Genomic DNA, 24,529 nt, shown 5'->3' with positions numbered 1-24,529 from the left:
GACTGGACAGCCAGCTATGCTGGCGCCAGCTGTGGAAACAGGGAGTGTCCGGGTGGCAGCGAAACAGCCGGTAACGATAAGGATCTGCCTGGCGATGGCCTGTGCGTGGCTGGCACCGGCCGCCCTGGCAGCGGATGTGCCGGCGCTGAGCTTCGAGCAGGCCCGCGAGCGGCTGGAGCAGGTTTCCGATGCCCTGGCCGCGGCCCAGGCCGGGGTGCGCAACAAGCAGGACCTGCAGGACGCCACCCATTACCTGCGCTTGCCGGAGATCACCGGTGACGTGCGTCGCATGCAGTTCCAGAAGACCCTCAACCTGCCGCTGGGCTCGCTGGCGCCGGTGGCCGAGGCATTCGGCATCGAGTCCCCACTGGAGTTCGTGGAGCGGGACTGGCGCACCCGGCCGATCATCACCGCGACGCTGCCGCTGTACAGCGGCGGGTTGATTCCCGCCGCCCAGCAGGCCGCGCAGGCTGCCACCACGATGGCGCAGGCCGAGCGCGAGGCGCAGCGGCAATCGTTGTCGCTGCAGCTGGTGCAGGCCTACTTCGGCCAGCAGCTGGCGGAGCAGGCGGTGCAGGTGCGGCGCGAGGTGCGCGATGGCCTGGAGCGCCACCTGCAGGACGCGCAGAAGCTCGAGCGCGAGGGCTTCGCCACCAAGGCGCAACGGCTGCAGGCCAACGTCGCGCGCGACAAGGCCGAGCGCGAGTACCAGAAGGCGGTCAACGACCTGGCCACGCTGCAGCAGGCGCTGGCAACCCTGCTGCGCAGTGGCGGCACGGTGGGCACGAGCTCGCCGCTGTTCGTCATCAGCGCACCGCTCGGCACGCGCGAGGAATTCGAGCGCAGCGCGCTGCAGCGCCATCCGCAGGTCGACCGCATGCGTGCGCTGGCGGCGCAAGCCGAGCAGGGCGTGCGCGTGCAACAGGCCAAGCTCAAGCCGCAGCTGTACCTGTTCGGCCAGTACGACCTGCGCCGCCGCGATGCACTGCTGACCGACGCCGACTGGGCGTTCGGGATCGGCCTGCGCTACACCTTCCTCTCGCCCAACGCGCGGCCACTGCAGGTCAGCGCCGCGCGCGCGCAGCTGGAGCAGGCGCAGTCCGGCATCAGCGAAGTGGAGAACCAGCTGCAGCTCGGCGTCGGCAAGGCCTGGAACGAACTGGACACCGCGCGCGCGCAGTTCCGCCTGCTCGACAGCAGCATCGCCCAGGCCGAGGAGAACCTCCGCCTGCAGGAGCTGTCCTTCCGCGAAGGGCAGGCCACCTCGCTGGACGTGATCGACGCGCGGCTGGCACTGGGCGGGGCGCGGGTGGAGCGCGCCCAGGCCGCCTACCAGTTCGACGTGGCGCTGGCCCAGCTGCTGGAAGTGAGCGGGCAACTGCAACGGTTTGACGACTTCCGCCGGCGTGCGGACAAGGTGCTGGAATGAGCGACTCCCTGCAGGCGGAAGCCAACCCGCGGCAACGCCGCCTCTTCGCCATCGGTGGCGTGCTGTTGTTGCTGCTGGTCGTGATCGGCCTGTGGCTGGGGCTGCGCACGCCGCGCGACCAGGTGCAGGGCATGGCCGACGCCGACAACATCAATGTCTCGGCCAAGGTCACCGCACGGCTGGAGCGCCTGCGGGTGCGCGAGGGCGACCGGGTGAGCGCCGGCCAGGTGCTGTTCGAGCTGGACAGCCCGGAGGTGGCGGCCAAGGAGCGCCAGGCCGAGGCGGTGGTGGCCGCGGCGCAGGCGATGGCGGCCAAGGCGGAGGAGGGCGCACGCAGCGAGGACATCCGTGCCGCCGAGGCCAACTGGCGGCGCGCGCTGGCCGGCGCCGAACTGGCCACTAGTACTTTCCGGCGGCTGGACAACCTGTACCGCGAAGGCGTGATGACCCGGCAGAAGCGCGACGAGGCGCAGGCGCAGGCGCGCAGTTCGGAGGAACTGGCCCGTGCCGCGCGCGCGCAGTACGACCTGGCCCTGGCCGGTGCCCGTTCGCAGGACAAGCAGGCCGCGCTGGCGCAGGTGCGCCAGGCCGAGGGGGCCAAGGCCGAGGTGGATGCCGCGCGGCAGGAGACCCTGGGCCGCGCGCCGCAGGCCGGCGAGGTGGGCAAGCGCATGTCCGATATCGGCGAACTGGTGCCGGCCGGCTATCCGGTGTTCACGCTGGTGGACATCGACCGGATGTGGGTGGCCATGCACCTGCGCGAGGACCAGTTGCATGGCCTCAAGCCCGGTGCGGTGGTGGAGGGCAGCATTCCGGCGCTGGGCGGCCGCCAGGCCGCGTTCGAGGTGTACTTCATCAACCCGGCCGGTGACTACGCGACCTGGCGCAGCACCCGCCAGTCGTCCGGTTATGACGTGCGCAGCTTCGAGGTGCGGGTGCGGCCGCGCCAGCCCATCGAGGGTTTCCGCCCCGGCATGAGCGTGCTGTTCGCATGGCCACAGGGCTGAGCCCGGGCAGCGCGTTCATCGCCTCGGTACGGCGCGAGCTGCGCCATTGGCGCGGCGACCGCTGGGAGCTGGGCCTGGTCACCCTGCTGCCGTGGCTGCTGATGGCGCTGATGATGTGGTTGTTCTCCGGCGCCGTGCTGCGTGAGGTGCCGGTGGCGTTGGTGGACCTGGACGCCAGCCCGGCCAGCCGCGGGCTGGCGCGCACGCTCGATGCCAGTCCCGGGCTGGCGATCGTCAGCCAGCCGGCCTCGCTGCAGGAGGCGCAGGCACAGCTGCGCGCGCTGGAGGTATTCGCCGTGGTGCTGGTGCCGCGCGACATGAGCCGGCGTGCACTGCGGGGCGAGGAGGCGCCGGTCTATGCGTTCTACAACGCCACCTACATGGCCACCGGGCAATCGGCCGGGCGTGACATCGCCGATGCGGTCGCAGCCTACAACGCACGCCTGCTGAAGGAGCAGATCGCCCGCCAGACCGGGCCGGACAAGCTGCGCGCGGCACCGGTCAGCGTGCAGGCCACGGTGTTGCACAACCCGGCGCGCAGCTATGAATTGTTCCTGCTGCCGCTGATCTTCCCGGCGGTGTTGTCGCTGCTGGCCGCGCTGGCGGCCGGCGGTGCGTTCGGCCGCGAGCGTCGCGACGGCCTGCTGGCGGACTGGCTGGGGCAACGGCCGTGGGCGGCGATTGCCGGCAAGCTGTTTCCCTACGTGGCGCTGTTCTCGCTGTACGGCGGGCTGGGCGTGCTGTACCTGGGTTGCCTGCGCGGCGACGGCATCAACGGCAGCCTGGGCCTGTTGCTGCTGGCCCAGCCCTTGTTCTACCTGGCCTGCTGCTGCTTCGGGTTGCTGTTCGTCGCGGTGGCGCGCGACATGGGCAGCGGCCTGTCGCTGGTGGGCCTGACCATCGGCACGGCACTGGCGTTCTCCGGGGCGACGTTCCCGGTGATCGAGGCACCGCTGTTCACCCGGGTATGGAACGCCCTGCTGCCGCTGACCGCCTACGTGCAGGTGCAGATGCAGCAGATGTTCATGGGTTCGCCATGGCAGGTATCGCTGAAACCGCTGGCGGTGCTGTTGCTGATGGCGGTGGTCAGCGGTGGCCTGGGCGGGCTGCGCCTGCTGCGTGCCGCGCGTGCGCCGGTGCCGGCATGAGGCGCGTGCTGGCCGCCTTCCGCACCACGCTGTTGGCGGTGTTCGCCGACCAGGCGGCGGTGACGGTGATGGTCGGCGCGGTGCTGCTGTACTCGTTCTTCTACCCGGCCGCGTACCGGCACCAGGTGGCCAGCGCGCTGCCGATCGCAGTGGTCGATGCCGACCGCAGCGCGACCAGCCGCGCGCTGGTCCGCCATGTCGATGCGTTGCGCGCGGTGCAGGTGGTATCGCAACCGGCGGATCTGGCCCAGGCCAGGGCGCAGTTGGAGGCCGGGCAGGTGGACGGCATCGTGTTGATTCCGGCGCGCTTGGAACGCGACATCCTGCGCGGTGGCAGCGGTGAACTGGTGCTGCTGGGCAACGGTGCCTACCTGAGCCGGGCCAGCGCGATCCTCAGTGGGCTGGCCGAAGGCGTCACCGCGTTCGCGCGCCAGCAGGCGGTGCACCAGGCCGCGTTCATGGGGGCGCCGCAGGCGGCGCCGCTGGTGCTGGTGCAACGCCCGCTCTACAACACCCGCGAAGGTTATGGCAGCAGCGTGGTGCCGGGCGTGTCGGAGCTGATCGTGCACCAGACGCTGCTGCTCGGCATCGGCGTGCTGCTGGGCAGCCGGCGCGCGCAGCTGGGCCGTCGCCTGCGGTTCGACGCGCCCTCGCTGCTCGGGATGGGCGCGGCGTTCGTGCTGGTGGGCGTGTGCGGGTTGCTGTACTACGTGGGCTTCACCGCCTGGGTGCAGGACTACCCGCGCGGCGGCAACGTGCCGGTGCTGATGCTGTCGGTGCTGTTGTTCGCACTGGCGACGGTGCCGTTCGGGCTGTTCGTCGGCAGCTTCTTCAGCACCCGCGAACGCGCCTTCCAGTACGTCACCGGGGTGTCGATCCCGCTGTTCTTCCTGTCCAACCTGTCCTGGCCGGCGCTGGCCTCGCCGCCGCTGCTGGTGGCCCTGGCCAAGCTGCTGCCAACCACCCCCGGCATCAACGCCATCGTCCGGGCCCAGCAGATGGGCGCGCGGCTGCCGGAGGTGGGCGGGGAGCTACTCAACCTGGGGCTGCTGGCGCTGCTCTATGGCGCACTGGCCTGCTGGCGGTTGCGCGGCACCCCGCGGGGGTGAAGCGGCGGCCGGACGGCTGCTAGCATCGGCGCATGGATTCCCTCAGCCAGATCGTCCTTGGCGGTGCCATCGCCGCCGCCATCACGCCTGCCGCCCACCGTCGTGCCGCCCTGCTGGCAGGTGCGGCGCTGGCCACGTTGCCAGACCTGGATGGGGCGCTGATCTGGGCCTTCACCGACAACCCGGTGAGCCTGATGACCATCCACCGCAGCTTCAGCCACTCGCTGTTCGTGCTGCCGTTGCTGGGCACGCTGATCTGGTGGCTGTTCCGCCGCTACGGCAAGGGCCGGGTGGCCGCCGCGCCGGCGCGCTGGTGGTGGGCGATCGTGCTGGCGCTGGTCACCCATCCGCTGCTGGATGCCTTCACCGTCTACGGCACGCAGCTGTGGTGGCCGCTGGCACCGCCACCGACGATGTGGTCCAGCGTCTTCATCATCGACCCGCTGTACACCGTGTGGTTGCTGCTTGGCTGTACGGTGGCGTGGTTCGCGCGGGCCAGGCCGCTGGCGCAGCGGGCACTGGTGCTGGGGTTGGTACTGAGCACGGGCTACCTGGGCTGGTCGCTGCTGGCCAAGGCGCAGGTCGATCGCCTCGCCCACCAGGCGCTGGCCCGCATGGGGCTGGCCGACGCGCCGCGCTTCTCGGTACCGATGCCCTTCAATACCGTCCTGTGGCGGGTGGTGGCGATGACCCCGCAGGGCTATGTCGTCGGCGACCGCTCGCTGTGGGCCGACCACGGCCCGATGCAGTTCAGCGGCCATCCGTCGAACGTGCAGGCCCTGCGCCAGGCCGCGGACTTGCCCGCGGTCGCGCGGCTGGCCTGGTTCAACCACGGTTTCATGCGCGCCCAGGTGCAGGACGGCGAGCTGGTGCTCAGTGACCTGCGCATGGGGCTGGAGCCGGACTACAACTTCAACTTCGCGGTGGCTGCGGCCGACGGGGATGGCTGGCGGGGCATCGCGCCGCGCCAGGTGCTGCCGGCCTACCGGCAAGCCGGCAACCGCGGCGTGCTGCGGCAGCGGCTGGGGCAGGTGTGGCAGCGGATCTGGCAGGCCCCGCAGGACCGGCCGACCGCCGCGGGCGTTCAGTAGACCGTGGCCTGGGCCTGCACGTAGGAATAGAAGAACACCGCATTCGGGTCGTTCTGCACCTGGCCGAACTCGCGGCGCATGCCGTCGACCGTGGCCGCGTCGACCTTGCCGGCTTCCAGCAACTGGTCGGCGGCCGACAGCAGCAGCTCCTCCCACAGGGCGAACATCACCTTGCGCCGGGCCGGCTCGCGGTTGTCCAGGTGCACGGTCTTGGTGCGGGTCTGCACGTCGCGGAAGCCGCCGGCCAGCAGCAGGTTGCCCAGCTTGGCGCCGACGAACGGGTCGCCGCCGCTGTCGATCTGGAAGTCGTTGAAGGCCATCCAGTAGCGCCACAGGTTGGGCGAGTACGGGTCCAGCAGGAACGAGGCGTTCATCACCTCGGTCACGTACACCGGCGCGCCGGGGCTGAGCACGCGCCGTACTTCGGCCAGTGCACGGGCCGGGGAGGGGACGTGTTCGAGCACCCAGCACAGGAACGCACCGTCGAAGCTGCGTGGCTCGAACGGCAGGTCGGTGGCATCGGCACGCTGGAAGCTGCAGCGCTCGCGCAGCCACGGCATCTGCGCCATGTGTTCGTTGGCGGCGGCCAGCTGGCGCTCGTTGAGGTCGATGCCGGTGACCTGCAGCTCCGGGAAGCGGCGCAGCAGGATCTCGGTCTGCGCGCCCACCCCGCTGGCCACTTCGAGCACGTGGCGGGAGTTGCCGAAGTCGATGTCCTGGAAGATGGACGGTTCGAACAGCCGCGCCTGTTTGCGCAGCCGGGCCTGCTCGGTGGCGGAGAAGCCGTGCAGGTAGGGGAAGTCGTTGAGCGTCATGGGTACAGCGCGTTGCAGGGATCAGAAAAGTATCGCCAGTAACCGTTAGCGCGGCGCATGCGCGCTGATGACCAGCGGTTCTGTGCTGGAAACGGGGGGTTATCAGCGGGCCGCGCCGGGGCCCGCCGTTGCTGGCCGGGCCTTGGATCGCAGGCGGTTGCGATATTTGTTCTGAAAATGAAACGATTTATTGGTTTTCTAGTAATTGTTCCGAATTTGTCTGCAAATAAAATGGGCCCCGTCAAGCACGGATCGGCAGCCCGCCGGTCTGCTTCCATCTCCAAGAGGATTCGACCGTGTCCAGCCAAGCCATTTCCCTGTTCAAGAAGCGCCGTTCGCAGTACGCCCTGGGCAAGAGCCTGCCGGTGAGCCAGAACGACGTCACCCACCTGATCAAGCAGGCCGTGCGCGAGGCGCCGTCGGCCTTCAACGCGCAGTCCTCGCGTGCGGTGATCCTGTTCGGTGCCGAGAGCCAGAAGTTCTGGGAGCGTGCCAAGGACGAACTGCGCAAGATCGTCCCGGCCGAAGCGTTCGCCGCCACCGAAGGCAAGCTCAACAGCTTCGCCGCCGGCGCGGGCACCGTGCTGTTCTTCGTCGACACCGACGTGGTCAAGGGCCTGCAGGAGCAGTTCGCCCTGTATGCCGACAACTTCCCGGTCTGGGCCGAGCAGTCCAACGGCATGGCGCAGTTCGCGGTCTGGACCGCGCTGGCCGACGCCGACATCGGTGCCAGCCTGCAGCACTACAACCCGCTGGTGGACCAGGGCGTGCGTGAAGCCTGGGGCGTGCCGGCCCATTGGACCCTGCGCGCGCAGATGCCGTTCGGTTCCAACGAGGCCCCGCACGGCGAAAAGACCTACATGGAAGACGAAGCCCGCTTCAAGGTGTTCGGCTGATCCTCGTCGGCACGACGCTCTCCCCCGCGCGTTGATGCAAGCCGGATGGCCCGCCAGTTCGCTGGCGGGCTTTTTTGTGGGCGTGCATCGGGGCACGCGCCGGCCGTTTGACGGCCCGCTAACCGTTGCCTTGCCAGCATTGCCGGCCTGCACGCACCACTGCACGCTGCCGCCCACCGTCGCGGCGGTGTCGATCCGAACCCGGGAGACCCCATGAAGCTCAAGACGAACCCCCAACACCTGCTGCCGTTTGGCCTGTTGCTGGCCACGGCCCTGCTGGCGGCCTGTGACCGGAATGCGCCGGCCACGACGGATGCCCCACAGGTCCCGGCGGTGGCCGCCGGGGAAGCGGTGACGCCTGCGCCGGCGCCCTTGTCGGTGGAGGTGTTCAACCCGGGTGAGCGCGCCATCTTCGCGGTGTCCTCCGAACTGGTCAGTGGCGCGCGCGAGGCCATCCTGGTCGATGCGCAGTTCTCCACCGCCGAGGCCGCCCAACTGGTGGAGAAGATCAAGGCGTCCGGCAAGCAGCTGACCACCATCTACATCAGCCACGGCGACCCGGACTTCTATTTCGGCCTGTCCACGCTGCATGCCGCATTCCCGGACGCGCGGATCGTTGCCACGCCGCAGACGGTGGCGCACATCCAGGCGACCAAGGACGCCAAGCTGAAGGTGTGGGGGCCACAACTCGGCGCGAACGCGCCGGCCGAGCTGCTGGTGCCGACGCCGCTGCAGGGCGACACGCTGACGCTGGAAGGGCAGGCGCTGAAGGTCATCGGCCTGGAGGGCCCCAGCCCAGAGCGCACCGCACTGTGGGTGCCGTCGATCCGCACGGTGATGGGCGGCGTGCTGGTGGATGCCGGGCAACATGTGTTCATGGCCGATACGCAGACGCCGCAGTCGCACCAGGACTGGCTGGCCGCGCTGGAGCGCATCACCGCGCTGCAGCCGGCGCGCGTGATCCCCGGCCACTACGCCGAAGGCGCGCCGCAGGATCTGGCCGCGGTGACGTTCACCGCCGACTACATCCGTGCCTTCGACGAGGAGGCCGCCAAGGCGAAGGATGCCGCGCAGTTGGTCGAGGCCATGCAGAAGCGCTATCCGGCCCTGAAGGGCGCCGACTCGCTGGCGCTCAGTGCCAAGGTGGCCAAGGGTGAGATGGAGTGGAAGTAATCGCCGTCGCGCCGTGATGATTTGAGATCCACGGCGCCGCCGGCAACGCGTGCATCGGCGCCGGTATGACTTCCGGCGCTGTCGGCACCCCTGGGCGAAGCGGATGATCGGCGCACTGTCGTTCATCCCTATGTTTCTTCCGTCCAGGAGAAGACTTGATGCGTTGCTCCCTTGCTGCAGCCATTGCGGTGGCGTTGGCCACTGTTGCTGTTCCTTCGTTCGCGCAGGTCGCTCCCTCGGCGCCGGGCGTCGCCGAGATCACCACCCAGCTGCCGCGCACGGCCAAGCCGCTGCACTACCGGGTGGAGATCACCCCGCATGCGGAGCAGATGCGTTTCGACGGCAAGGTGAGCATCGACATCGAGGTGTTGTCGGCCACCGACCGCATCGTGCTGCAGGCCGCTGCGCTGGAGTTCGGCGACAGCCGCCTCAGTGATGGCGGCAAGGGCCAGCCGCTGGTCGCCAAGGTCAGCGTCGATGCCGACAACCAGACCGCCACCTTCGCCTTCGACAAGCCGCTGGCACCGGGGCGCTACACGCTGAGCACCGCGTACCGCGGCACCATCAATACCCAGGCCAACGGGCTGTTCGCGCTGGATTACCCGACCGACTCGGGCAAGAAGCGCGCGCTGTTCACCCAGTTCGAGAACTCCGATGCGCGGCGCTTCATCCCCTCGTGGGACGAGCCGGGGTTCAAGGCCACCTTCGACCTGACCCTCAACGTGCCCAGCGCGCAGATGGCGGTGAGCAACATGCCGGCCACCGCCACCCGCGAGCTGGGCAACGGGCTCAAGCAGGTGGTCTTCCAGACCACGCCGAAGATGTCGACCTACCTGCTCTTCATGTCGGCCGGCGAGTTCGAGCGCAGCGCCGTCACCGCCGACAACGGCACCGAGATCGGCGTGGTGGTACCGGCCGGCAAGCTGTCGCAGGCGCAGTTCGCGCTGGACGCCAGCCGTGACGTGATCGCCGAGTACAACGACTACTTCGGCGTGCCGTATCCGCTGCCCAAGCTCGACAACGTGGCCGCGCCGGGCGGCAGCCAGTTCTTCAGCGCGATGGAGAACTGGGGCGCGATCTTCACCTTCGAATACGCGCTGTTGCTGGACCCGGCGGTTTCCAGCGTCTCGGACAAGCAGGCGGTCTTCAGCATCGCCGCGCACGAGATCGCGCACCAGTGGTTCGGCAACCTGGTGACCATGGCGTGGTGGGACGACCTGTGGCTCAACGAAGGCTTCGCCACCTGGATGGAAGGCCGCACCACCCGCAAGCTGCATCCGGAGTGGGACCTGAACAACGTCGACGCCGCCATGACCAGCCGTGGTGCGATGGGGCGCGATGCGATGGCGACCACGCATCCGATCGTGCAGCACGTGGCCACCGTGGAGCAGGCCAGCCAGGCCTTCGACGGCATCACCTACGGCAAGGGCGCGGCGGTGATCAGCATGTTCGAGGACTACGTGGGCAGCGACGCATGGCGCGATGGCGTGCGCAGCTACGTGCGCGCTCATGCCTACGGCAATGCGGTCACCGATGACCTCTGGCGCGAGATCGCCAAGGCGGCGCCGGACAAGCAGTTCATCGAAGTGGCACACGATTTCACTCTGCAGCCGGGCATCCCGCTGATCCGCAGCGCCAGCGCCTGCATCGACGGCAAGACGCGGGTGACGCTGCAGCAGGGCGAGTACACCATCGACCGCAAGGACAAGCAGCCGTTGCGCTGGCGCGTGCCGGTGACCGTGCGCGGCGCCGACGGCAAGGACGTGCGTACCCTGGTCGACGGCAGCGCCACCGTCGACCTGCCGGGCTGTGCCGGGCCGGTACTGGTCAACGCCGGGCAGAAGGGCTACTACCGCACGCTGTACTCGCCGGAGCAGTTCAAGGCCTTGAGCGACGGCTTCGAGCGCCTGCCGGTGGTCGACCAGCTCGGCGTGATGATGGATGCCAGCGCGCTGGCAGCCGTCGGCCTGCAGCCGGAGGCCGATACGCTGGACCTCACCGCCAAGGTGGCCGGCGATGCGCCGCCGGACCTGTGGCAGCGCGTGTCGCGCACGCTGGGTGGGTTGGACGACCTGTTCGAAGGTGATGCCACGCGCCAGGCGGCATTCCGCAAGTACGCCTACGCCCGCCTGGAGCCGGTGCTGGCCTCGCTGGGCTGGGATGACCGGGACGGCGAATCGGCGCAGACGCGCCAGCTGCGCGGCGGCCTGATCGCCATGCTCGGCGCGATGGACGACCCGCAGGTGATCGCCGAAGCGCGCCGCCGCTTCGCCGCCTTCCTGGCCAAGCCCGAATCGCTGTCGCCGGAGTTGCGCCGCACCGTGCTGGGCGTGGTCGCACGACACGCCGATGCCGCGACCTGGGAGCAGTTGCATGCCCTGGCGAAGAAGGAGACGTCCTCGATGGTGCGCGACCAGTACTACCACCTGCTGGCGCAGAGCAAGGACGTGGCGCTGGCGCAGCGTGCACTGGACATGGCCTTGACCGAAGAGCCGGGCGCGACCAACGGTGCCGGCATGATCGGCGGCGTGTCGCGCGAGCACCCGGACCTGGCCTTCGACTTCGCGGTGGCCAACCGCGAGAAGGTGGAGACGCTGGTGGACGGTACCTCGCGGGCAGGCTACTTCCCGCAGCTGGGGGCCTCGGCCGACAACCTGCAGATGGTCGACAAGATCAACGCCTTCGCCGACAAGTACATCGCCGCCACCTCGCGCCGCGATGCGGAGACGGTGATCGCCGGCATCCAGACGCGGGTGAAGCTGCGCGCCGAGCGCAAGCCGCAGGTGGATGCCTGGTTGCGGAAGAACGGGTATTGAGAAAATGGGGGCTGAGTTGTTGCGGTGAAGCGGTGACGCGGCCCTCACCCCAACCCCTCTCCCGCACGCGGGAGAGGGGCTCAGTTCCCTGCAGGTTGAAGCATTGCTGGCAATTGCCGCTTTAAAGTCCCTCTCCCGCCTGCGGGAGAGGGGTTGGGGTGAGGGCAGCTTCTAGCTTCTAGCTTCCAGCCCCCCAAACAAAAAGCCAGCCGGTTCGCACCGGCTGGCTTTGTCACATCAGGCCAACGCAGAAGCCGATCAGGCTTCCACGTCTTCCTTGTACGCATCCACCGGGATGCAGGCGCACATGATGTTCTTGTCGCCGTACACGTTGTCCACGCGTGCCACCGGCGGCCAGTACTTCTGCAGTTTCAGCGACGGCAGCGGGAAGGCGGCCAGTTCGCGCGGATAGGCGTGGGTCCACTCGCTGGCCGACACCGCGCCGGCGGTGTGCGGGGCGTGCTTGAGCGGGTTGTCCTCGCGGTCCAGGCGACCGTCCTCGATGGCCTGGATCTCCTCGCGGATCTGGATCATCGCGTCGATGAAGCGGTCCAGCTCGTGCTGCGATTCGCTCTCGGTCGGCTCCACCATCAGCGTGCCGGCGACCGGGAAGCTCAGGGTCGGGGCGTGGAAGCCGAAGTCGATCAGGCGCTTGGCCACGTCCTCGGCGCCGATGCCGGAGGTCTTCTCCAGCGGACGCACGTCCAGGATGCACTCGTGTGCCACCAGGCCGTTGCGGCCGGTGTACAGCGTCTTGTAGTGCGGGGCCAGGCGCTTGGCGATGTAGTTGGCATTGAGCAGTGCCACCTGGGTGGCCTTGCGCAGGCCGGCGGTGCCCATCAGGGTGATGTACATCCAGCTGATCGGCAGGATCGAGGCGCTGCCGAAGCTGGCCGCGCTGACCATGCCGACCGGGCCGTTGTCACCGAGCTTGCCCGGCAGGAACGGGGCAAGGTGCGACTTGACCGCGCACGGGCCCACGCCCGGGCCGCCGCCGCCGTGCGGGATGCAGAAGGTCTTGTGCAGGTTCAGGTGCGACACGTCCGAGCCCCACTTGCCGGGCTTGGCCACGCCGACCAGGGCGTTCATGTTGGCGCCGTCGGTGTACACCTGGCCGCCATGCTGGTGGATGATCTGGCAGATCTCGACCACCTCTTCCTCGAACACGCCGTGCGTGGACGGGTAGGTCATCATGATCGCGGCCAGGCGGTCGCTGTACTTCTCGGCGTTGCGGCGGATGTCATCGACATCGACGTTGCCGTTGGCATCGGTCTTGGTGACCACCACGGTCATGCCGCACATCTGCGCCGAGGCCGGGTTGGTGCCGTGCGCCGAATCCGGGATCAGGCAGATGTCGCGATGGCCTTCGCCGCGCGAGCGGTGGTAGGCGCGGATCGCCAGCAGGCCGGCGTACTCGCCCTGCGCGCCGGAATTGGGCTGCAGGCTCACCGCGTCGTAGCCGGTGCATTCGACCAGCATCGCTTCCAGGCCGTCGATCAGCTCCTTGTAGCCCTGCGCCTGGTCGGCCGGTGCCAGCGGGTGGATGTTGGCGAACTCCGGCCAGGTCACCGGGATCATCTCGGCGGTGGCGTTGAGCTTCATGGTGCAGCTGCCCAGCGGGATCATGGTGCGATCCATCGCCAGGTCCTTGTCGGCCAGCGAGCGCAGGTAGCGCAGCATCTCGTGCTCGCTGTGGTGCGTGTTGAACACCGGGTGGGTCAGGAACGCACTGGTGCGCAGCAGGCCCTTGGGCAGGGCATCGGCGGTGGCGGCGTCCAGTGCATCGACGTCGACCGTGGCGCCAAACAGCTGGCCCAGCGCGACGATGTCGGCGCGGGTGGCGGTTTCGTCCAGGCTGATGCCGACCGCGCCTGCATCGATCACGCGCACGTTGATGCCCGCGGCCACGGCCTTGGCCTGTACCGCCGCGGCGTCGACGCCGGTGAGGTGCAGGGTGTCGAAGAAGTCATTGCCCACAGCAACACCGGCCGTGCGCAGCGCGCTGGCCAGGATCGCGGCCAGGCGGTGGGTGCGGCGGGCGATGCGCAGCAGGCCTTCCGGGCCGTGGTAGACGGCGTACATCGAGGCCATCACCGCCAGCAGCACCTGCGCGGTACAGATGTTGGAGGTGGCCTTCTCGCGGCGGATGTGCTGCTCGCGGGTCTGCAGGGTGAGGCGGTAGGCCGGCTTGCCTTCGGCATCGACCGACACGCCGATCAGGCGGCCCGGCATCGAGCGCTTGTAGGCGTCACGGCAGGCCATGAAGGCCGCATGCGGGCCGCCGAAGCCGAACGGCACGCCGAAACGCTGGCTGTTGCCGATGGCGATGTCCGCGCCCCATTCGCCGGGAGCGGCGATCAGGGTCAGCGCGAGCAGGTCGGTGGCCACGGCGACCAGGCCCTGGCGGGCATGGATGGCCTCCACCAGCGCCTTGTGGTCACCGATGTGGCCGGTGGTGTCGGGGTACTGCAGCAGCACGCCGAACACGTCGGCGGTCATGGCTTCGGCCGGGGTGCCGACCTGCAGCTCGATGCCCATCGGCTCGGCGCGGGTGCGCAGCAGTTCCAGCGTCTGCGGGTGCACGGCGTCGTGCACGAAGAACACCTTGGACCTGGACTTGGCCGAACGCTTGGCCAGGGTCATCGCCTCGGCGGCAGCGGTGGCTTCGTCCAGCAGCGAGGCGTTGGCGATCTCCATGCCGGTCAGGTCGGCGACCAGGGTCTGGAAGTTGATCAGCGCTTCCATGCGGCCCTGCGAGATCTCCGCCTGGTACGGGGTGTAGGCGGTGTACCAGGCCGGGTTTTCCAGGATGTTGCGCAGGATGACGTTCGGCGTGTGGGTGCCGTAGTAGCCCTGGCCGATGAAGCTGCGCAGCACCTTGTTCTTGCCGGCGATGGCGCGGATCTTGGCCAGCGCCTCGACCTCGGTGAGCGATTCGGGCAGCGCCAGCGGTGCCGGCGACTTGATCGAGCCCGGCACGATGGCGTCGGTCAGGGCTTCAAGCGAATCATGGCCAACGGTGCGCAGCATCTGCGCGATTTCGGCATCGTTGGGGCCGATGTGGCGGTCGACGAACGCGGAGGAGTGTTCGAGTTCGCGCAGCGAAGGGGTGTTCTGGGTCATGGCTGACGTCCGGAGAAGGCATGCAGGGCTGGGGCGGTGAGCCAGGCAAGCACCGGTACGGCCCCGCTGCCGCGCAGGCGGCATCACGGCCGGCAAGCCGGTGGCTTGCCTCGCGCCCCTCTGTCCTTTTGCCTGAGAGTTTGGAAGCAACGCGACGAGGATCGTGTGCTTCGTGCCCCTTCGGCGCCGGATTGAACCGGTCTCTCCAGAGTTTTGGTGCAGGTGGTATCGGGCCTGAGCGATTTACGGGCGTTTGCGCCTTCGGCAGCGGGGTCAGCCGCTTCTCCCACCGTGTTCGTACAGCCGGCCGATTATAGCCTGGGGCAGACCTGCGCACCGGCTTGGATTACCATTCCGTTCCCGGCCCGAAGATCGCGCGTTGCACGCGGTGGGCGGGGAGGCCGGTACCGCGGGCTGACGCGGGTTCATGTCCGGATAAACAGGCGCGATATGGCCGCGCGGCGTTACCGTGTCCGGCCCTGTTCATTTTTCCCTCCCGCACCGGTCTGCCTGCCGGTGCCGATGCACGTTGTTCCACAGGAAGCCATGAAAGCAAGCAAGCAGGTTTCGCTGCGACGGATCGCCGCGCTGGTGGCCGGGTTGTCGATGTTCGGCCCGTTCGCCATCGACGCGGTGTTCCCCGCGTTCCCGCAGATCGGCGCACAGATGGGCGCCGACAAACTGGCCATGCAGCAGGTCATCAGCGTCTACCTGCTCACCTATGCGCTGATGAGCCTGGTCCACGGCGCGCTGTCCGATGCGCTGGGCCGCAAGCGGGTGATCATCGGCGGGCTGGTGGTGTTCATCCTGGCCTCGATCGGCTGCGCATTGTCGAAGGACATGGGCTCGCTGCTGCTGTTCCGCGGCCTGCAGGGCCTGTCCGCCGGCGTGGGCTACATCATCGGCCGGGCGGTCATCCGTGACCTGTACGACGGCGACGACGCCCAGCGGCTGATGAGCCAGGTGTCGATGATCTTCTCCATCGCCCCGGCCATCGCCCCGATCATCGGCGGCTGGCTGCTGGGCTGGAGCCATTGGCAGGGCATCTTCTGGTTCCTGGTGGCGTTCTCCACGCTGCTGCTGGTGGTTACCTGCCTGTGGCTGCCGGAAACCCACCCGCCGCAGGCCCGGCTGAGCCTGCGCCCGGCACGGCTGGCCCAGGATTACTGGAGCATCGCGGTCAACCCGCGCTTCCTGCGCCTGGCCCTGGCCGGCTCGCTGGGCTTTGGCGGGCTGTTCCTGTACATCGCCTCGGCACCGGCCTTCATCCTGGACCTGCTGCACCTGAACGAGCAGCAGTTCGCCTGGTTGTTCATCCCGACCATCGGCGGCATGGCGCTGGGCGCCTACGCCTCCGGCCGCGCGGCCGGGCGCATCGCCGGCGCGCGCGCGGTGCGGATCGGCTACGCGTTCATGGCGGTGGCGGCGGTCTACAACATCGCCTACAACGCGCTGGCCCCGCAGATGAGCGTGCCGTGGGCGGTGCTGGCGCTGACCCTCAATTCGTTCGGCGTGGCGCTGATCTTCCCGATCCTGAGCCTGGCGATCCTGGACATGTACCCGCGCCAGCGCGGCACGGCCTCCTCGATGCAGGCCTTCAGCACGCTGGTGACCAATGCGGTCATCGCCGGGGTGTTGTCGCCGCTGCTCAGCCGCAGTGGCCTGAGCCTGGCCATCGGCGCGGCGTTGTTCGCGCTGGGCAGCGGGCTGATGTGGAAGTGGGAGCGCATCAGCCAGCGTGCCCAACGCAACACCCCGGCGGCCTGATCCATCTTCACCCCCGATCGGGGACACTATCCCTGCCGCCATCAGCGGCGACGGCAAAGAGCACACCACGATGTCGATTCAATCCAAGGGCCGCCGCGAGGCGAAGAAGAAGCTGGCCGAGCGCGCCCGCAACCAGGCCGAGGCCAACCCGGCACCGAAGGCCAAGGTCGAGCCGCACGCCGAACTGCGTGACCAGCAGCGCAGCCTGCTGGCGGGCATCGTCCGCCGCGACGGCGAGTGGGTGCTGGGCATGGACGGCAAGATCGCCGGCGAGACCACCAGCGCCGCACGCGTGCTGGCGCTGATCATGCAGGCCGCCGAATGGCACGAGAACAACAACACCCCGGTGCGCCTGATGTATTCCGACGCACTGAAGGACGCCGCGCACGCGGAGGTAGCCGAGCAGGGCATCGATTTCGACACCTACAAGCGCAACCTGGCCGGTGAGCTGGGCGTGGGCGCGAAGCGCGCCGCTGGCACGCATTGAGCGTCTGCGGGGAAGTTGCCGGATCAGCGAAGGCGCCGAGGGCGCCTTTGTTGTTTCTGCGGCAGGCGTGTCACCTGGAGCGGCAGGCCCATCCCTTCAAGGTGCAGCGATGTCGCCCCTGTGCCGGTGATCTCGCATGGGGCGCCGGCATTGCCCGTTGAAGCGGCACCGATGTCGAAAAAAGCGTCAGTCATGCCGCTTCGGATGGCACGCATCGGGAGGGATGTGCCAGCGATGCCGCGGGAAGTGGCAACGATGCCGGGAAAAGCGGCAACGATGACGCCATGGGCCCCGACGGCACGCCGACCCGGTTGCCAGGGATCCGCAGGAGCGGCCTTCCATCCAGCCGCCTGGCCCGGTAATCAGTCCTCTTCGATCCGCATGCTGCCCAGCACCTGCTCGGCCTTGGCCTGCAGGTTCGGGTCGCGGTGAGCGTCGGTGTAGCGGTGGTAGTAGCGCAGCTCGTAGCCAACATCGGCGTAGCGCGGCGAACCGCAGGACAAGGTGTATTGCTCGGCCCATTGCCGTTGTCCATCGGCGGCGGGTTGCCGCAGCTCAAGCCGCAGGTGGATGCTGGCGCAGCGCTTGTCCGCCGGGTATTCGCTTACCTGCAGGTGGTTGATGGTGGCGACGGGACTGTTGGAGAAGTCCTGCTCCAGCTTGCGCCGGATGTTCTCGATGTAGCCGGAAAGGGGGCTGGTCGGGACATCGGGCCGGGTCATGTAGGCCTCGATCTTCCTGCTGTCGGTGGTCGAGCCCGCGTTCCAGTCGACGCTGAGGTTTCCGCTGCCCCACTTGTCCTGTTTCCAGTCCTTGCCCGCCGGCGGTGTGAACGTGAAGCCGAAGGCGCGATCGCGTTCGGTGTAGCCGACGCGGAGGGGCTCGGTGTGTTGTGCCGCCCATCCGGCCGCAGTGTGCGTGGCGAGCAGGAGGAAAAGCACGGTGCGTGCTGCAGGGGGCATTCGGGTCTCCAGGAGTAGGCGGGCAAGATGTTCATGCCAATGCGGGCTGTCAATGTCGGGCCGATGGAGCCTGTCCCGCATCCGCATGATCTCCGTCATGCGCCTGACCGTGGATGAACGAAGGGCGCCGAAACGGCGCCCTTCGTGGTCAACCTGGTCCGTCGTGTTTACGGCGTGGTCGTCGGTGCCGCGACGGCCGCCGGCGGCGCGGCCGTCCAGCCGCACATCTGGCCTTCGTTCTGCTGCTTCAGCCATTCCTGCAGCGGGGCGAAGTATTCCAGCATCGGGCCGGCGTCGAGCTTGTCGTTGCCGGTCAGCTCCTTGAGCGTGGCCTGCCACGGCTGGCTGGAGCCCTTGCTCAGCATCGCCCAGAACTTCTGGCCGGCTTCCTTGTTGCCATAGAAGCTGCACTCGTTGAGCGGGCCGGTGTAACCGGACGCATCGCACAGGCCCTTGTAGAACTGGTACTGCAGGATGCGCGCCAGGAAGTAGCGCAGGTACGGGGTGTTGCCCGGCACGTGGTACTTGGCGCCGGCGTCGAAGAACTCCTCGCCGCGTGCGCTGGCCGGGGCCACGCCCTGGTACTGGGCCTTCAGCTCCCACCACTTCTGGTTGTACTGGTCCGGCTTGATCGAACCGTCGAACACGCCCCAGCGCCAGCGGTCGATCATCAGGCCGAACGGCAGGAACGACACGCCGGACATTGCCATGCGCATCTGCGCGTTGATGGTGGCCTCGCGGCTTTCCTGCTGCGCACCGACCAGGCCGATCGAGTTCAGGTACTTCGGCGTCATCGCCAGCACGATGGTGTCACCGATGGCCTCGTGGAAGCCGTCGTTGGCACCGCCCTGGAACAGCGGCGGCAGCGGGTTGTAGGCCAGGTCGTAATAGATATGGCCCAGCTCGTGGTAGATGGTGGTGAAGTTTTCCTCGGTCGGGGTGATGCACATCTTGGTGCGCACGTCCGGGCCGACATCCTTGCCGTCACCGCCCATGTTCATGTCCCAGGCGCTGGCGTGGCAGACCACGTTGCGGTCCATCGGCTTGATGAACTGGGTGTTCTGCCAATAGCTCTCCGGCAGCTTGGGCATGCCCAGCGACACGTAGAAGTCCTGCGCGCGCTCGGTCATCTGCCGGGCGGTGGCCAGCTCCGCGTCACGCTGTGCCTTGAAGCGGCTCGCCGGGTCGCTGCCACCGGTCTTGGCCAGGGCGGCGCTGAGGTTGGTCTGGTACTGCTTTTCCAGCGCGGCGGTGATGTCCAGGCTGCCCGCGTTCGGGTAGGGCGCGGTCATGTCCCACAGGTTGCTCCAATCCTGCTGCCACATGTTGCCGGTCAGGTGCGCGGCGATCATGCCGCCGCCAACTTCCGCCTTGTCCTTGCCGTATTCCTTGTCCAGCTTGGCGCGGGTATAGCAATGCACCTGCTCGTACAGCGGCTTGACCTGCTCCCACAGGCGATCGGTTTCCGGGCCAACCTGGTCGGCCGGCATGTCGTAGCCGCTGCGCCACATCTGGCCGGCATCGGTATAGCCCAGTTCGCGGGCGCCTTCGTTGACCAGTTCGACGAAGCGCTGGTAGTTGGCGCGCGACGGCACGGCGGTGGACTGCCAGCCCTGCCAGGCATCGAGCTGCTTGTCGTAGTCGCGCGAGGTGGCCAGTACCTTCTCCAGGTCACCCAGCTGGCGGCAGTTGCGGCTGTCGCCTTCGCCCACGCAGTAGGTGCCGGCGCCGTAGTCGCCTTCCAGCTTGGTGGCGATGGCCGCCAGCTCGGCCAGCTTCTGCGGGTCGCGCGGGGCGGGCATCGAGGTCATCAGCTTGAGCAGGCTGATCGCGCGGGCGGTGTCGGCGCTCATCGGCTGGCCCTCGTACTTGCCGGCCTGCTCGATCCAGCCGTTGAGGGTGGTCAGCCAGCGTTCGTTGGCCTTGGCGGCCACGCGCGCGGAGTCGTCGTTGATGTAGGTGGACGACAGCCACTGCGCCGAGGTCATCTCCGGGTACATCGCCTTGTACTCGGCGTTGACGCGGGCAATGAACTGGTCGGCGCTTTCGGCCGGTGCGGCGGCGCTGGTGGCCGGCTTGGCGGCCTCCGGCGTGCCCTCCTTCTTGCAGGCAGCCAGCGAGAGCACGGCCACGCCCACGGCGGCGGCCAGCAACAGATGACGATGTTTCACGGAAATCCCCGGTAATGGTTGCGAATACCGGCGAAGGCTAGTGGGGCGGGGCGGGCCCTGCAAGTGGACCAGGTCAGGGAGGGGGCGCGGCAGGAGTGGTCTCGGCCGCGAAGCCGGGATTCCGGCAGCCTCCTGGCTTTGGCAGGGCGCGGGGTCATCGGCCCCGCGCCGGAAGGCGCTCCTACGACTGAGTCGTGCAATCGGCGAACAGGTCGCGGCTGCGGTCGTACACCGAGGTCCGCACCTGCATCAGCCCCAGCACCGAGGGGAACAGGTTGTCCTGGTCGGCGCGCTGCTGGGTGCGTTGGCGCAGGCACTGCAGGTCCAGCCTGCGGTCGGCGGCGAAGCCGGGCGAGAACCACATCAGCAACGGCACCCGGGTCTGCTCCTCCGGCGCGATGGCATAGGGCATGCCGTGCAGGTACAGGCCTTTCTCGCCGAGGGATTCGCCATGGTCGGAGAGGTAGATCATGGCGGTGTCGTAGTCGCCCATCTCGCGCAGGCTGGCGATGGTGCGGCTCAGGAAATGGTCGGTGTAGCGGATCGCGTTGTCATAGCTGTTGACGATCTGTTCGCGGCTGCACTTGCCCAGGTCGGCCGTGTCGCAGGTTGGGGCGAACTGGCGGAACTGCGCCGGATAGCGCTCGAAGTAGCTGGGGCCGTGGTTGCCCAGCTGGTGCAGCACCACCACGCGGTCGCCCGGCTTGGCGCGGACCTGCGCGGCCAGGTCGTTGATCAGGATCTCGTCCATGCAGCGGCCGTTGGCGCACAGGCCGGGCAGGGTGGCATCGTCCAGCCGTTCGATCTGCAGGCCATCGCATACGCCCTTGCAGCCGGACTGGTTGTCGCGCCACAGGGTGCTGATGCCGGCATGCTCGAGTACGTGCAGCAACGACTGGTGGTTGCGGATGGCCTTCTCGTCGTAGTCGTGGCGGCCGTAGGGCGAGAACATGCAGGGCAGCGAGACTTCGGTGCTGCTGCCGCAGGCATGCATGTCGGGGAAGTTGATCGCGCCGGTCTGCGCCAGTTCCGGCGTGGTCTGGCGGGCGTAGCCGTTCAGGCCCCAGTTCTGGGCACGCACGGTTTCACCGACCACCAGTACCAGCAGGCGGGGCTTGCTGCCCGCCGCGCGCGGCGTGGCCTGGGCATCGGTGCCGATCGGTTGCTTCGGTTGGTGCTTGATCGGGCTGGCACTGGACATGTTCTGCTTCAGCGCGATCAGGTAGTTCACCGGCGTGGCCAGGTAGCGCACTTCGCGGTGGTTGCGCATCAGCGAGGAGATGTTCTGGAAGGACGCCATCGCACCGGCGGCGGTGACCAGCACCACGCCCAGCAGGAACACGCCACGCCACAGGAAGGTGCGGCCGAGGCTGCGCCTGCGGATGCGCAGCCGCCACAGCAGGGCGGTGGGCAGCACGCCGTAGCCGAGCAAGGGCAGGATCAATGCCGCGGTCATCAGCTCGCCGGACTCCTTGTGGTCGGTGGCAAGCACGTTGCGCAGCATGTCCGCGTCCAGGTACACGTTGAAGCTGCTCATGTAGTGCACCGCGAACGCGGTGGTGATGAACAGCACGCTCAGCAGCACCTTGGCGTTCCAGCGCCACACCAGCAGCCCGAACAGCAATGCGTGCACGCCGACCAGCAGGGTGAACAGGGACAACGCGAACAGGCCGTTGCCCGGGTTGGTGGCCATGGCGTTGCGCCAGAACAGGCCATTGCACAGCACGGCGAAGAAGATGCTGGACAGTAGAATCAAGGCTTCGCTGCTGATCTCCGGGCGCCAGTCGCGCAGCGCGCTCCAGGACAGGCGGGAAGAAGCACCGGGGCGGGGCAGGGTGGTGCTCATGCGTGCTCTCCCGGTGCCTTTGGCAGGGTTGCGGTTGCGGTTGCGGTGGACGGGGAGGGCTCGAACATGACCAGGTACAGGCCGACGGCCACGGTCCAGCTGATCGCCAGCGACCACAGGTCATGGGACAGGAAGTGCGCGCCGCGCAGCTGTTGGGTGATGCCGAACACCAGGCCGATCCCCAGCACGGAGAGGGTTGCCGGCCAGCGCCATTGCGGGCGGACCTGCAGCATGAAGAAGTAGATCGCCAGCCACGCGTAGCCGGCGCTGGCGTGACCGGCCGGGAAACAGGCCGCATGGCCCAGTGCGACCGGGCGCGACTCGAACAGGCCGATGAAGGGGCGCAGTCCGCCGTAGCGTTCCAGGTCCCAGGGGCAGTCCATGTGGGTCCAGCTCTTGAGCAGTGACACCAGTCCACTGGACAGGGCCACCGCCATCAGCAGGTAGGACAGCGGGCGACGCAGTGGCCGCCATGACGCGTTAAACCAGGTGCGCAGCAGGGCCAGCATGACCAGTGCGGCGGCAAGGAAGCTCAGGTTGCGGCCACCCTTGTGGACCAGGTGGCTGCTCCACCAGGCGTCCTTCAGTGCCCAGCGGCTGCCCTGCCAGCGATACAGCTGATCAGCCAGCCATTGGTCGCCGCTGCCGGCCATCAACACGACGCTGGCAAGCAGCAGCACCGCGGCGGGGATCAACAGGGCCCGGGTGGCGAACTCCAGGCGGGCTCCCGGCAGCGCCGGGCGCCACGGGCGGGCAGAAGCGAAGGGGGGCATGGAACAGGCGCACCATCAGGGGTCGATGGGCGCATGCTGTGCCCCGTTCTGTCGGAGACGGGTCGGAGCAATGTCGTAAATATGTGGGAGGTTCAGCGCCGGTCCACGGGCCCGGCGCGTTGCCCACGACGGCTCAGTCGCCGTCGTCCTGGAGTGCCGCGTCGGCATCGTCGACCACGCCGTGCGTGCGCGCCACGCAGTCGGCCTGCAGCGCGGTGCCGGGCAGCAATTGCCAGTTGTTGCGGTTGGCGCTGCCGATGTCGATCACCTGGCTGCGGTCGGCACAGGGGCTCATCACCTTGTCCAGCACGAACAGCCAGCGGCGCTCCGGTGCCTGCGCCACCCAGCGGGCTGCATCTTCCCATTGGCCGGCGACCGGACGCTTGAAGCCGAAGTCGGTGGCCTGCGGCCAGGTCTGCAGCAGGTTCTGCTCGCGCCAGGCCACCATGCCCAGTTCGGCATCGGGGCCGATCCGCTCACGTACCTGGTCCATCACCCGCGACGCGGAACTGTACGGGTCCAGCGCCGGCATCGCGCCCAGGCCATACATGCACCACAGCAGCACCGTGGTCAGGACCACGGCCAGCCCGGCCCGGCGCAGGCGCAGTACCGCGATGACCAGCAGGGTGGCCACGGCAAAGCCGATCAGCCACCACCCCACCTGCGGCAGCACCCACGGGTCGATCGCCCGCTTGACCGCATTGCGCTGCGCCCAGCCATCGCCATGCACGGCACCGTAACCGACCACCAGCGTGGCCAGGGACAGCAGCAGCGCGTACAGCATCAGCACCCAGCGCACGCCGGTGCGACGCAGCAGGCCGGGCAGCAGCGGGGCCGCGGCCACCGCCAGCGCCGGCAGCATCGGCAGGATGTAGACCTCGCGCTTGCCAGGGCTGGCGCTGAAGAACACCAGCACCAGCAGCGCCCAGCCCAGCAGCAGGAGGTAGCGCGGGTCGGCGCGGCGGCAGCGGCGCCACCACGCCGGCACCAGCCACGGGAACAACAGGCTGCCCGGCACCCACAGGGTGAACATCACCTGCAGGTAGTACCAGAACGGCTGGTGGTGGTGCCAGGCGTTGGCATAGCGGGTGCCGGTCTGCTTGAACAGCAGTTCCTTCGCGTAGGACTGCAGGGCCGGGTCGGGGTTCTGCAGCAGCGCGATGCCCAGCGGCGCCAGCCACACGGCGGTACCGGCCAGGAAGGCCGGCAGCAACAGCCACCACTTCCAGCTGCGGCCGGGGCCGGCCGCCTGCGGGTGCCGCCAGCGCCAGATCACCCACGGGACCAGCATCAACAGCGGCAGGAAGCCCACGCCCTTGGTCACGGTGCCGACCCCGGCGGCAAATGCCGCCAGCGCCAGCGCCCCCCAGCTCGGCCCCAGCAGCAGGTGCCGGACCAGCCCCCACAACGCCAGCGTGGTCATGCCGACCAGCACCATGTCGATCTGCGCGCGCTTGGCCATCAGGCCGAACTGCAGGGTGACGAACAGCGCCAGCACCGCGTAGCGCGCTACCCGGGGATTCCACAGGCGGCGTGCCATGTCCCAGGTGAGCCACAGCGTCAGCAGCGCGGCCAGCAGGGACGGCAGCAGGAAGGACAGGTTCCAGCTGCCCAGCAGCTTGTAGGTGCCGGCCTGGATCCACATGAAGGTCGGTGGCTTCTCGGCATACAGCTCGCTGCCGCGATGGGGCAGCAGCCATTGCCCGGTCTCGACCATGTGCCGGGCCGCCAGCACGAAGCGGGGTTCATCCGGCGGGGTCGGCGAGCGCATGCCCAGGCCGGCCAGCAGGCTGGCGACCACCAGCGCGATGAGGATGGCGAACCAGAGTCGGGTGGAGGATGAGCGGTGGTTGGACGGGCGCACGTGCGGCTCACAGAGGGGTCGGCATGGATGATGGCGCTCCCGACGTAGGAAG

Annotated in this window: 17 protein-coding genes and 1 riboswitch; of the genes, 10 read left to right on the top strand and 7 right to left on the bottom strand. The window is 68.4% G+C overall.

Translation table 11 applies throughout. The annotated features are described in order from the left end of the window. Window positions 1–94: 94 nt before the first annotated feature. Genes ATCM_RS10965 through ATCM_RS10945 form a run of 5 tightly spaced genes read left to right on the top strand, consistent with a single transcriptional unit; the run spans window position 95 to window position 5,784 of the window. On the top strand, window positions 95–1,429 hold the full coding sequence (locus ATCM_RS10965) for a TolC family protein (RefSeq protein WP_132866140.1): 1,335 nt from the start codon (window positions 95–97) through the stop codon (window positions 1,427–1,429). Next, window positions 1,426–2,436, top strand: coding sequence for an efflux RND transporter periplasmic adaptor subunit (locus ATCM_RS10960; protein WP_132864563.1), 1,011 nt, complete (start codon window positions 1,426–1,428; stop codon window positions 2,434–2,436). Before ATCM_RS10965 ends, ATCM_RS10960 begins: the two co-directional genes overlap by 4 nt. Next, complete coding sequence (locus ATCM_RS10955) at window positions 2,421–3,584, top strand: ABC transporter permease (RefSeq protein ID WP_132864562.1); 1,164 nt, start codon at window positions 2,421–2,423, stop codon at window positions 3,582–3,584. The genes ATCM_RS10960 and ATCM_RS10955 overlap by 16 nt, the downstream gene beginning before the upstream one ends. Next, entirely contained in the window at window positions 3,581–4,693 is a 1,113-nt protein-coding gene (locus tag ATCM_RS10950; RefSeq protein ID WP_132864561.1) for an ABC transporter permease, read from the top strand. The genes ATCM_RS10955 and ATCM_RS10950 overlap by 4 nt, the downstream gene beginning before the upstream one ends. A 32-nt stretch (window positions 4,694–4,725) precedes the next feature. Continuing rightward, the gene (locus ATCM_RS10945) at window positions 4,726–5,784 is read left to right on the top strand and encodes a metal-dependent hydrolase (protein ID WP_132864560.1); all 1,059 of its coding nucleotides are present in this window, start codon (window positions 4,726–4,728) and stop codon (window positions 5,782–5,784) included. Here ATCM_RS10945 and ATCM_RS10940 read toward each other — a convergent pair. Beyond that, a complete protein-coding gene (locus ATCM_RS10940) occupies window positions 5,778–6,599 on the bottom strand; it encodes a methyltransferase domain-containing protein (protein ID WP_132864559.1) in 822 nt (273 codons plus the stop codon). The genes ATCM_RS10945 and ATCM_RS10940 overlap by 7 nt on opposite strands. Window positions 6,600–6,895: 296 nt before the next feature. On the opposite strand from ATCM_RS10940, the gene ATCM_RS10935 reads away from it, so the two are divergent. The 3 genes from ATCM_RS10935 (at window position 6,896) to ATCM_RS10925 (ending at window position 11,484) form a co-directional block, all read left to right on the top strand. Beyond that, window positions 6,896–7,495, top strand: a complete 600-nt coding sequence (locus tag ATCM_RS10935) for a nitroreductase family protein (RefSeq protein WP_132864558.1) — start codon at window positions 6,896–6,898, stop codon at window positions 7,493–7,495. Between the two features lie 213 nt (window positions 7,496–7,708). Beyond that, window positions 7,709–8,668, top strand: coding sequence for an MBL fold metallo-hydrolase (locus tag ATCM_RS10930; protein WP_132864557.1), 960 nt, complete (start codon window positions 7,709–7,711; stop codon window positions 8,666–8,668). Window positions 8,669–8,826: 158 nt separating this feature from the next. Continuing rightward, the gene (locus tag ATCM_RS10925) at window positions 8,827–11,484 is read left to right on the top strand and encodes a M1 family metallopeptidase (protein ID WP_132864556.1); all 2,658 of its coding nucleotides are present in this window, start codon (window positions 8,827–8,829) and stop codon (window positions 11,482–11,484) included. A gap of 258 nt (window positions 11,485–11,742) precedes the next feature. On the opposite strand, the gene gcvP is transcribed toward ATCM_RS10925, so the two are convergent. Continuing rightward, window positions 11,743–14,607, bottom strand: coding sequence for an aminomethyl-transferring glycine dehydrogenase (gcvP, locus tag ATCM_RS10920; RefSeq protein ID WP_132864555.1), 2,865 nt, complete (start codon window positions 14,605–14,607; stop codon window positions 11,743–11,745). Window positions 14,608–14,717: 110 nt separating this feature from the next. Continuing rightward, window positions 14,718–14,826: riboswitch (glycine riboswitch) on the bottom strand. A 327-nt stretch (window positions 14,827–15,153) separates the two neighbouring features. Between gcvP and ATCM_RS10915 the strand changes: the two genes are divergently transcribed. Then, window positions 15,154–16,374 carry a multidrug effflux MFS transporter gene (locus ATCM_RS10915; RefSeq protein WP_132864554.1) on the top strand — a complete coding sequence of 407 codons (1,221 nt, stop codon included), beginning with the start codon at window positions 15,154–15,156 and terminating at the stop codon, window positions 16,372–16,374. Between the two features lie 70 nt (window positions 16,375–16,444). After that, window positions 16,445–16,861 (top strand): hypothetical protein, encoded by a 417-nt coding sequence (locus ATCM_RS10910; protein ID WP_132864553.1) that lies wholly within the window; start codon window positions 16,445–16,447, stop codon window positions 16,859–16,861. Between the two features lie 362 nt (window positions 16,862–17,223). On the opposite strand, the gene ATCM_RS10905 is transcribed toward ATCM_RS10910, so the two are convergent. The 5 genes from ATCM_RS10905 to ATCM_RS10885 form a co-directional block, all read right to left on the bottom strand. Beyond that, window positions 17,224–17,823 (bottom strand): hypothetical protein, encoded by a 600-nt coding sequence (locus ATCM_RS10905; RefSeq protein ID WP_132864552.1) that lies wholly within the window; start codon window positions 17,821–17,823, stop codon window positions 17,224–17,226. A gap of 167 nt (window positions 17,824–17,990) precedes the next feature. Further along, on the bottom strand, window positions 17,991–19,994 hold the full coding sequence (locus ATCM_RS10900; protein ID WP_132864551.1) for a M2 family metallopeptidase: 2,004 nt from the start codon (window positions 19,992–19,994) through the stop codon (window positions 17,991–17,993). 181 nt (window positions 19,995–20,175) lie between these two features. Beyond that, entirely contained in the window at window positions 20,176–21,840 is a 1,665-nt protein-coding gene (locus ATCM_RS10895) for a phosphoethanolamine--lipid A transferase (RefSeq protein ID WP_132864550.1), read from the bottom strand. Further along, complete coding sequence (locus tag ATCM_RS10890; RefSeq protein ID WP_132864549.1) at window positions 21,837–22,613, bottom strand: phosphatase PAP2 family protein; 777 nt, start codon at window positions 22,611–22,613, stop codon at window positions 21,837–21,839. The genes ATCM_RS10895 and ATCM_RS10890 overlap by 4 nt, the downstream gene beginning before the upstream one ends. A 133-nt stretch (window positions 22,614–22,746) precedes the next feature. Then, a complete protein-coding gene (locus tag ATCM_RS10885; RefSeq protein WP_243694094.1) occupies window positions 22,747–24,384 on the bottom strand; it encodes a glycosyltransferase family 39 protein in 1,638 nt (545 codons plus the stop codon). Between the last annotated feature and the right edge of the window lie 145 nt (window positions 24,385–24,529).

The sequence above is a fragment of the Stenotrophomonas sp. ATCM1_4 genome (assembly GCF_004348115.1).
Lineage (GTDB): Bacteria > Pseudomonadota > Gammaproteobacteria > Xanthomonadales > Xanthomonadaceae > Stenotrophomonas > Stenotrophomonas capsici.
Note: the sequence above shows the minus strand (reverse complement) of the source record. Positions and strands in the feature narration are given on the sequence as shown.

What these genes read in the sequence shown, in the direction of transcription:
- ATCM_RS10965 (WP_132866140.1), top strand. Translation starts at nt 95, where the DNA reads ATGGCCTGTGCGTGGCTGGCACCGGCCGCCCTGGCAGCGGATGTGCCG.
- ATCM_RS10960 (WP_132864563.1), top strand. Translation starts at nt 1,426, where the DNA reads ATGAGCGACTCCCTGCAGGCGGAAGCCAACCCGCGGCAACGCCGCCTC.
- ATCM_RS10955 (WP_132864562.1), top strand. Translation starts at nt 2,421, where the DNA reads ATGGCCACAGGGCTGAGCCCGGGCAGCGCGTTCATCGCCTCGGTACGG.
- ATCM_RS10950 (WP_132864561.1), top strand. Translation starts at nt 3,581, where the DNA reads ATGAGGCGCGTGCTGGCCGCCTTCCGCACCACGCTGTTGGCGGTGTTC.
- ATCM_RS10945 (WP_132864560.1), top strand. Translation starts at nt 4,726, where the DNA reads ATGGATTCCCTCAGCCAGATCGTCCTTGGCGGTGCCATCGCCGCCGCC.
- ATCM_RS10940 (WP_132864559.1), bottom strand. Translation starts at nt 6,599, where the DNA reads ATGACGCTCAACGACTTCCCCTACCTGCACGGCTTCTCCGCCACCGAG.
- ATCM_RS10930 (WP_132864557.1), top strand. Translation starts at nt 7,709, where the DNA reads ATGAAGCTCAAGACGAACCCCCAACACCTGCTGCCGTTTGGCCTGTTG.
- ATCM_RS10925 (WP_132864556.1), top strand. Translation starts at nt 8,827, where the DNA reads ATGCGTTGCTCCCTTGCTGCAGCCATTGCGGTGGCGTTGGCCACTGTT.
- gcvP (WP_132864555.1), bottom strand. Translation starts at nt 14,607, where the DNA reads ATGACCCAGAACACCCCTTCGCTGCGCGAACTCGAACACTCCTCCGCG.
- ATCM_RS10915 (WP_132864554.1), top strand. Translation starts at nt 15,154, where the DNA reads ATGAAAGCAAGCAAGCAGGTTTCGCTGCGACGGATCGCCGCGCTGGTG.
- ATCM_RS10910 (WP_132864553.1), top strand. Translation starts at nt 16,445, where the DNA reads ATGTCGATTCAATCCAAGGGCCGCCGCGAGGCGAAGAAGAAGCTGGCC.
- ATCM_RS10905 (WP_132864552.1), bottom strand. Translation starts at nt 17,823, where the DNA reads ATGCCCCCTGCAGCACGCACCGTGCTTTTCCTCCTGCTCGCCACGCAC.
- ATCM_RS10895 (WP_132864550.1), bottom strand. Translation starts at nt 21,840, where the DNA reads ATGAGCACCACCCTGCCCCGCCCCGGTGCTTCTTCCCGCCTGTCCTGG.
- ATCM_RS10890 (WP_132864549.1), bottom strand. Translation starts at nt 22,613, where the DNA reads ATGCCCCCCTTCGCTTCTGCCCGCCCGTGGCGCCCGGCGCTGCCGGGA.
- ATCM_RS10885 (WP_243694094.1), bottom strand. Translation starts at nt 24,384, where the DNA reads ATGCGCTCGCCGACCCCGCCGGATGAACCCCGCTTCGTGCTGGCGGCC.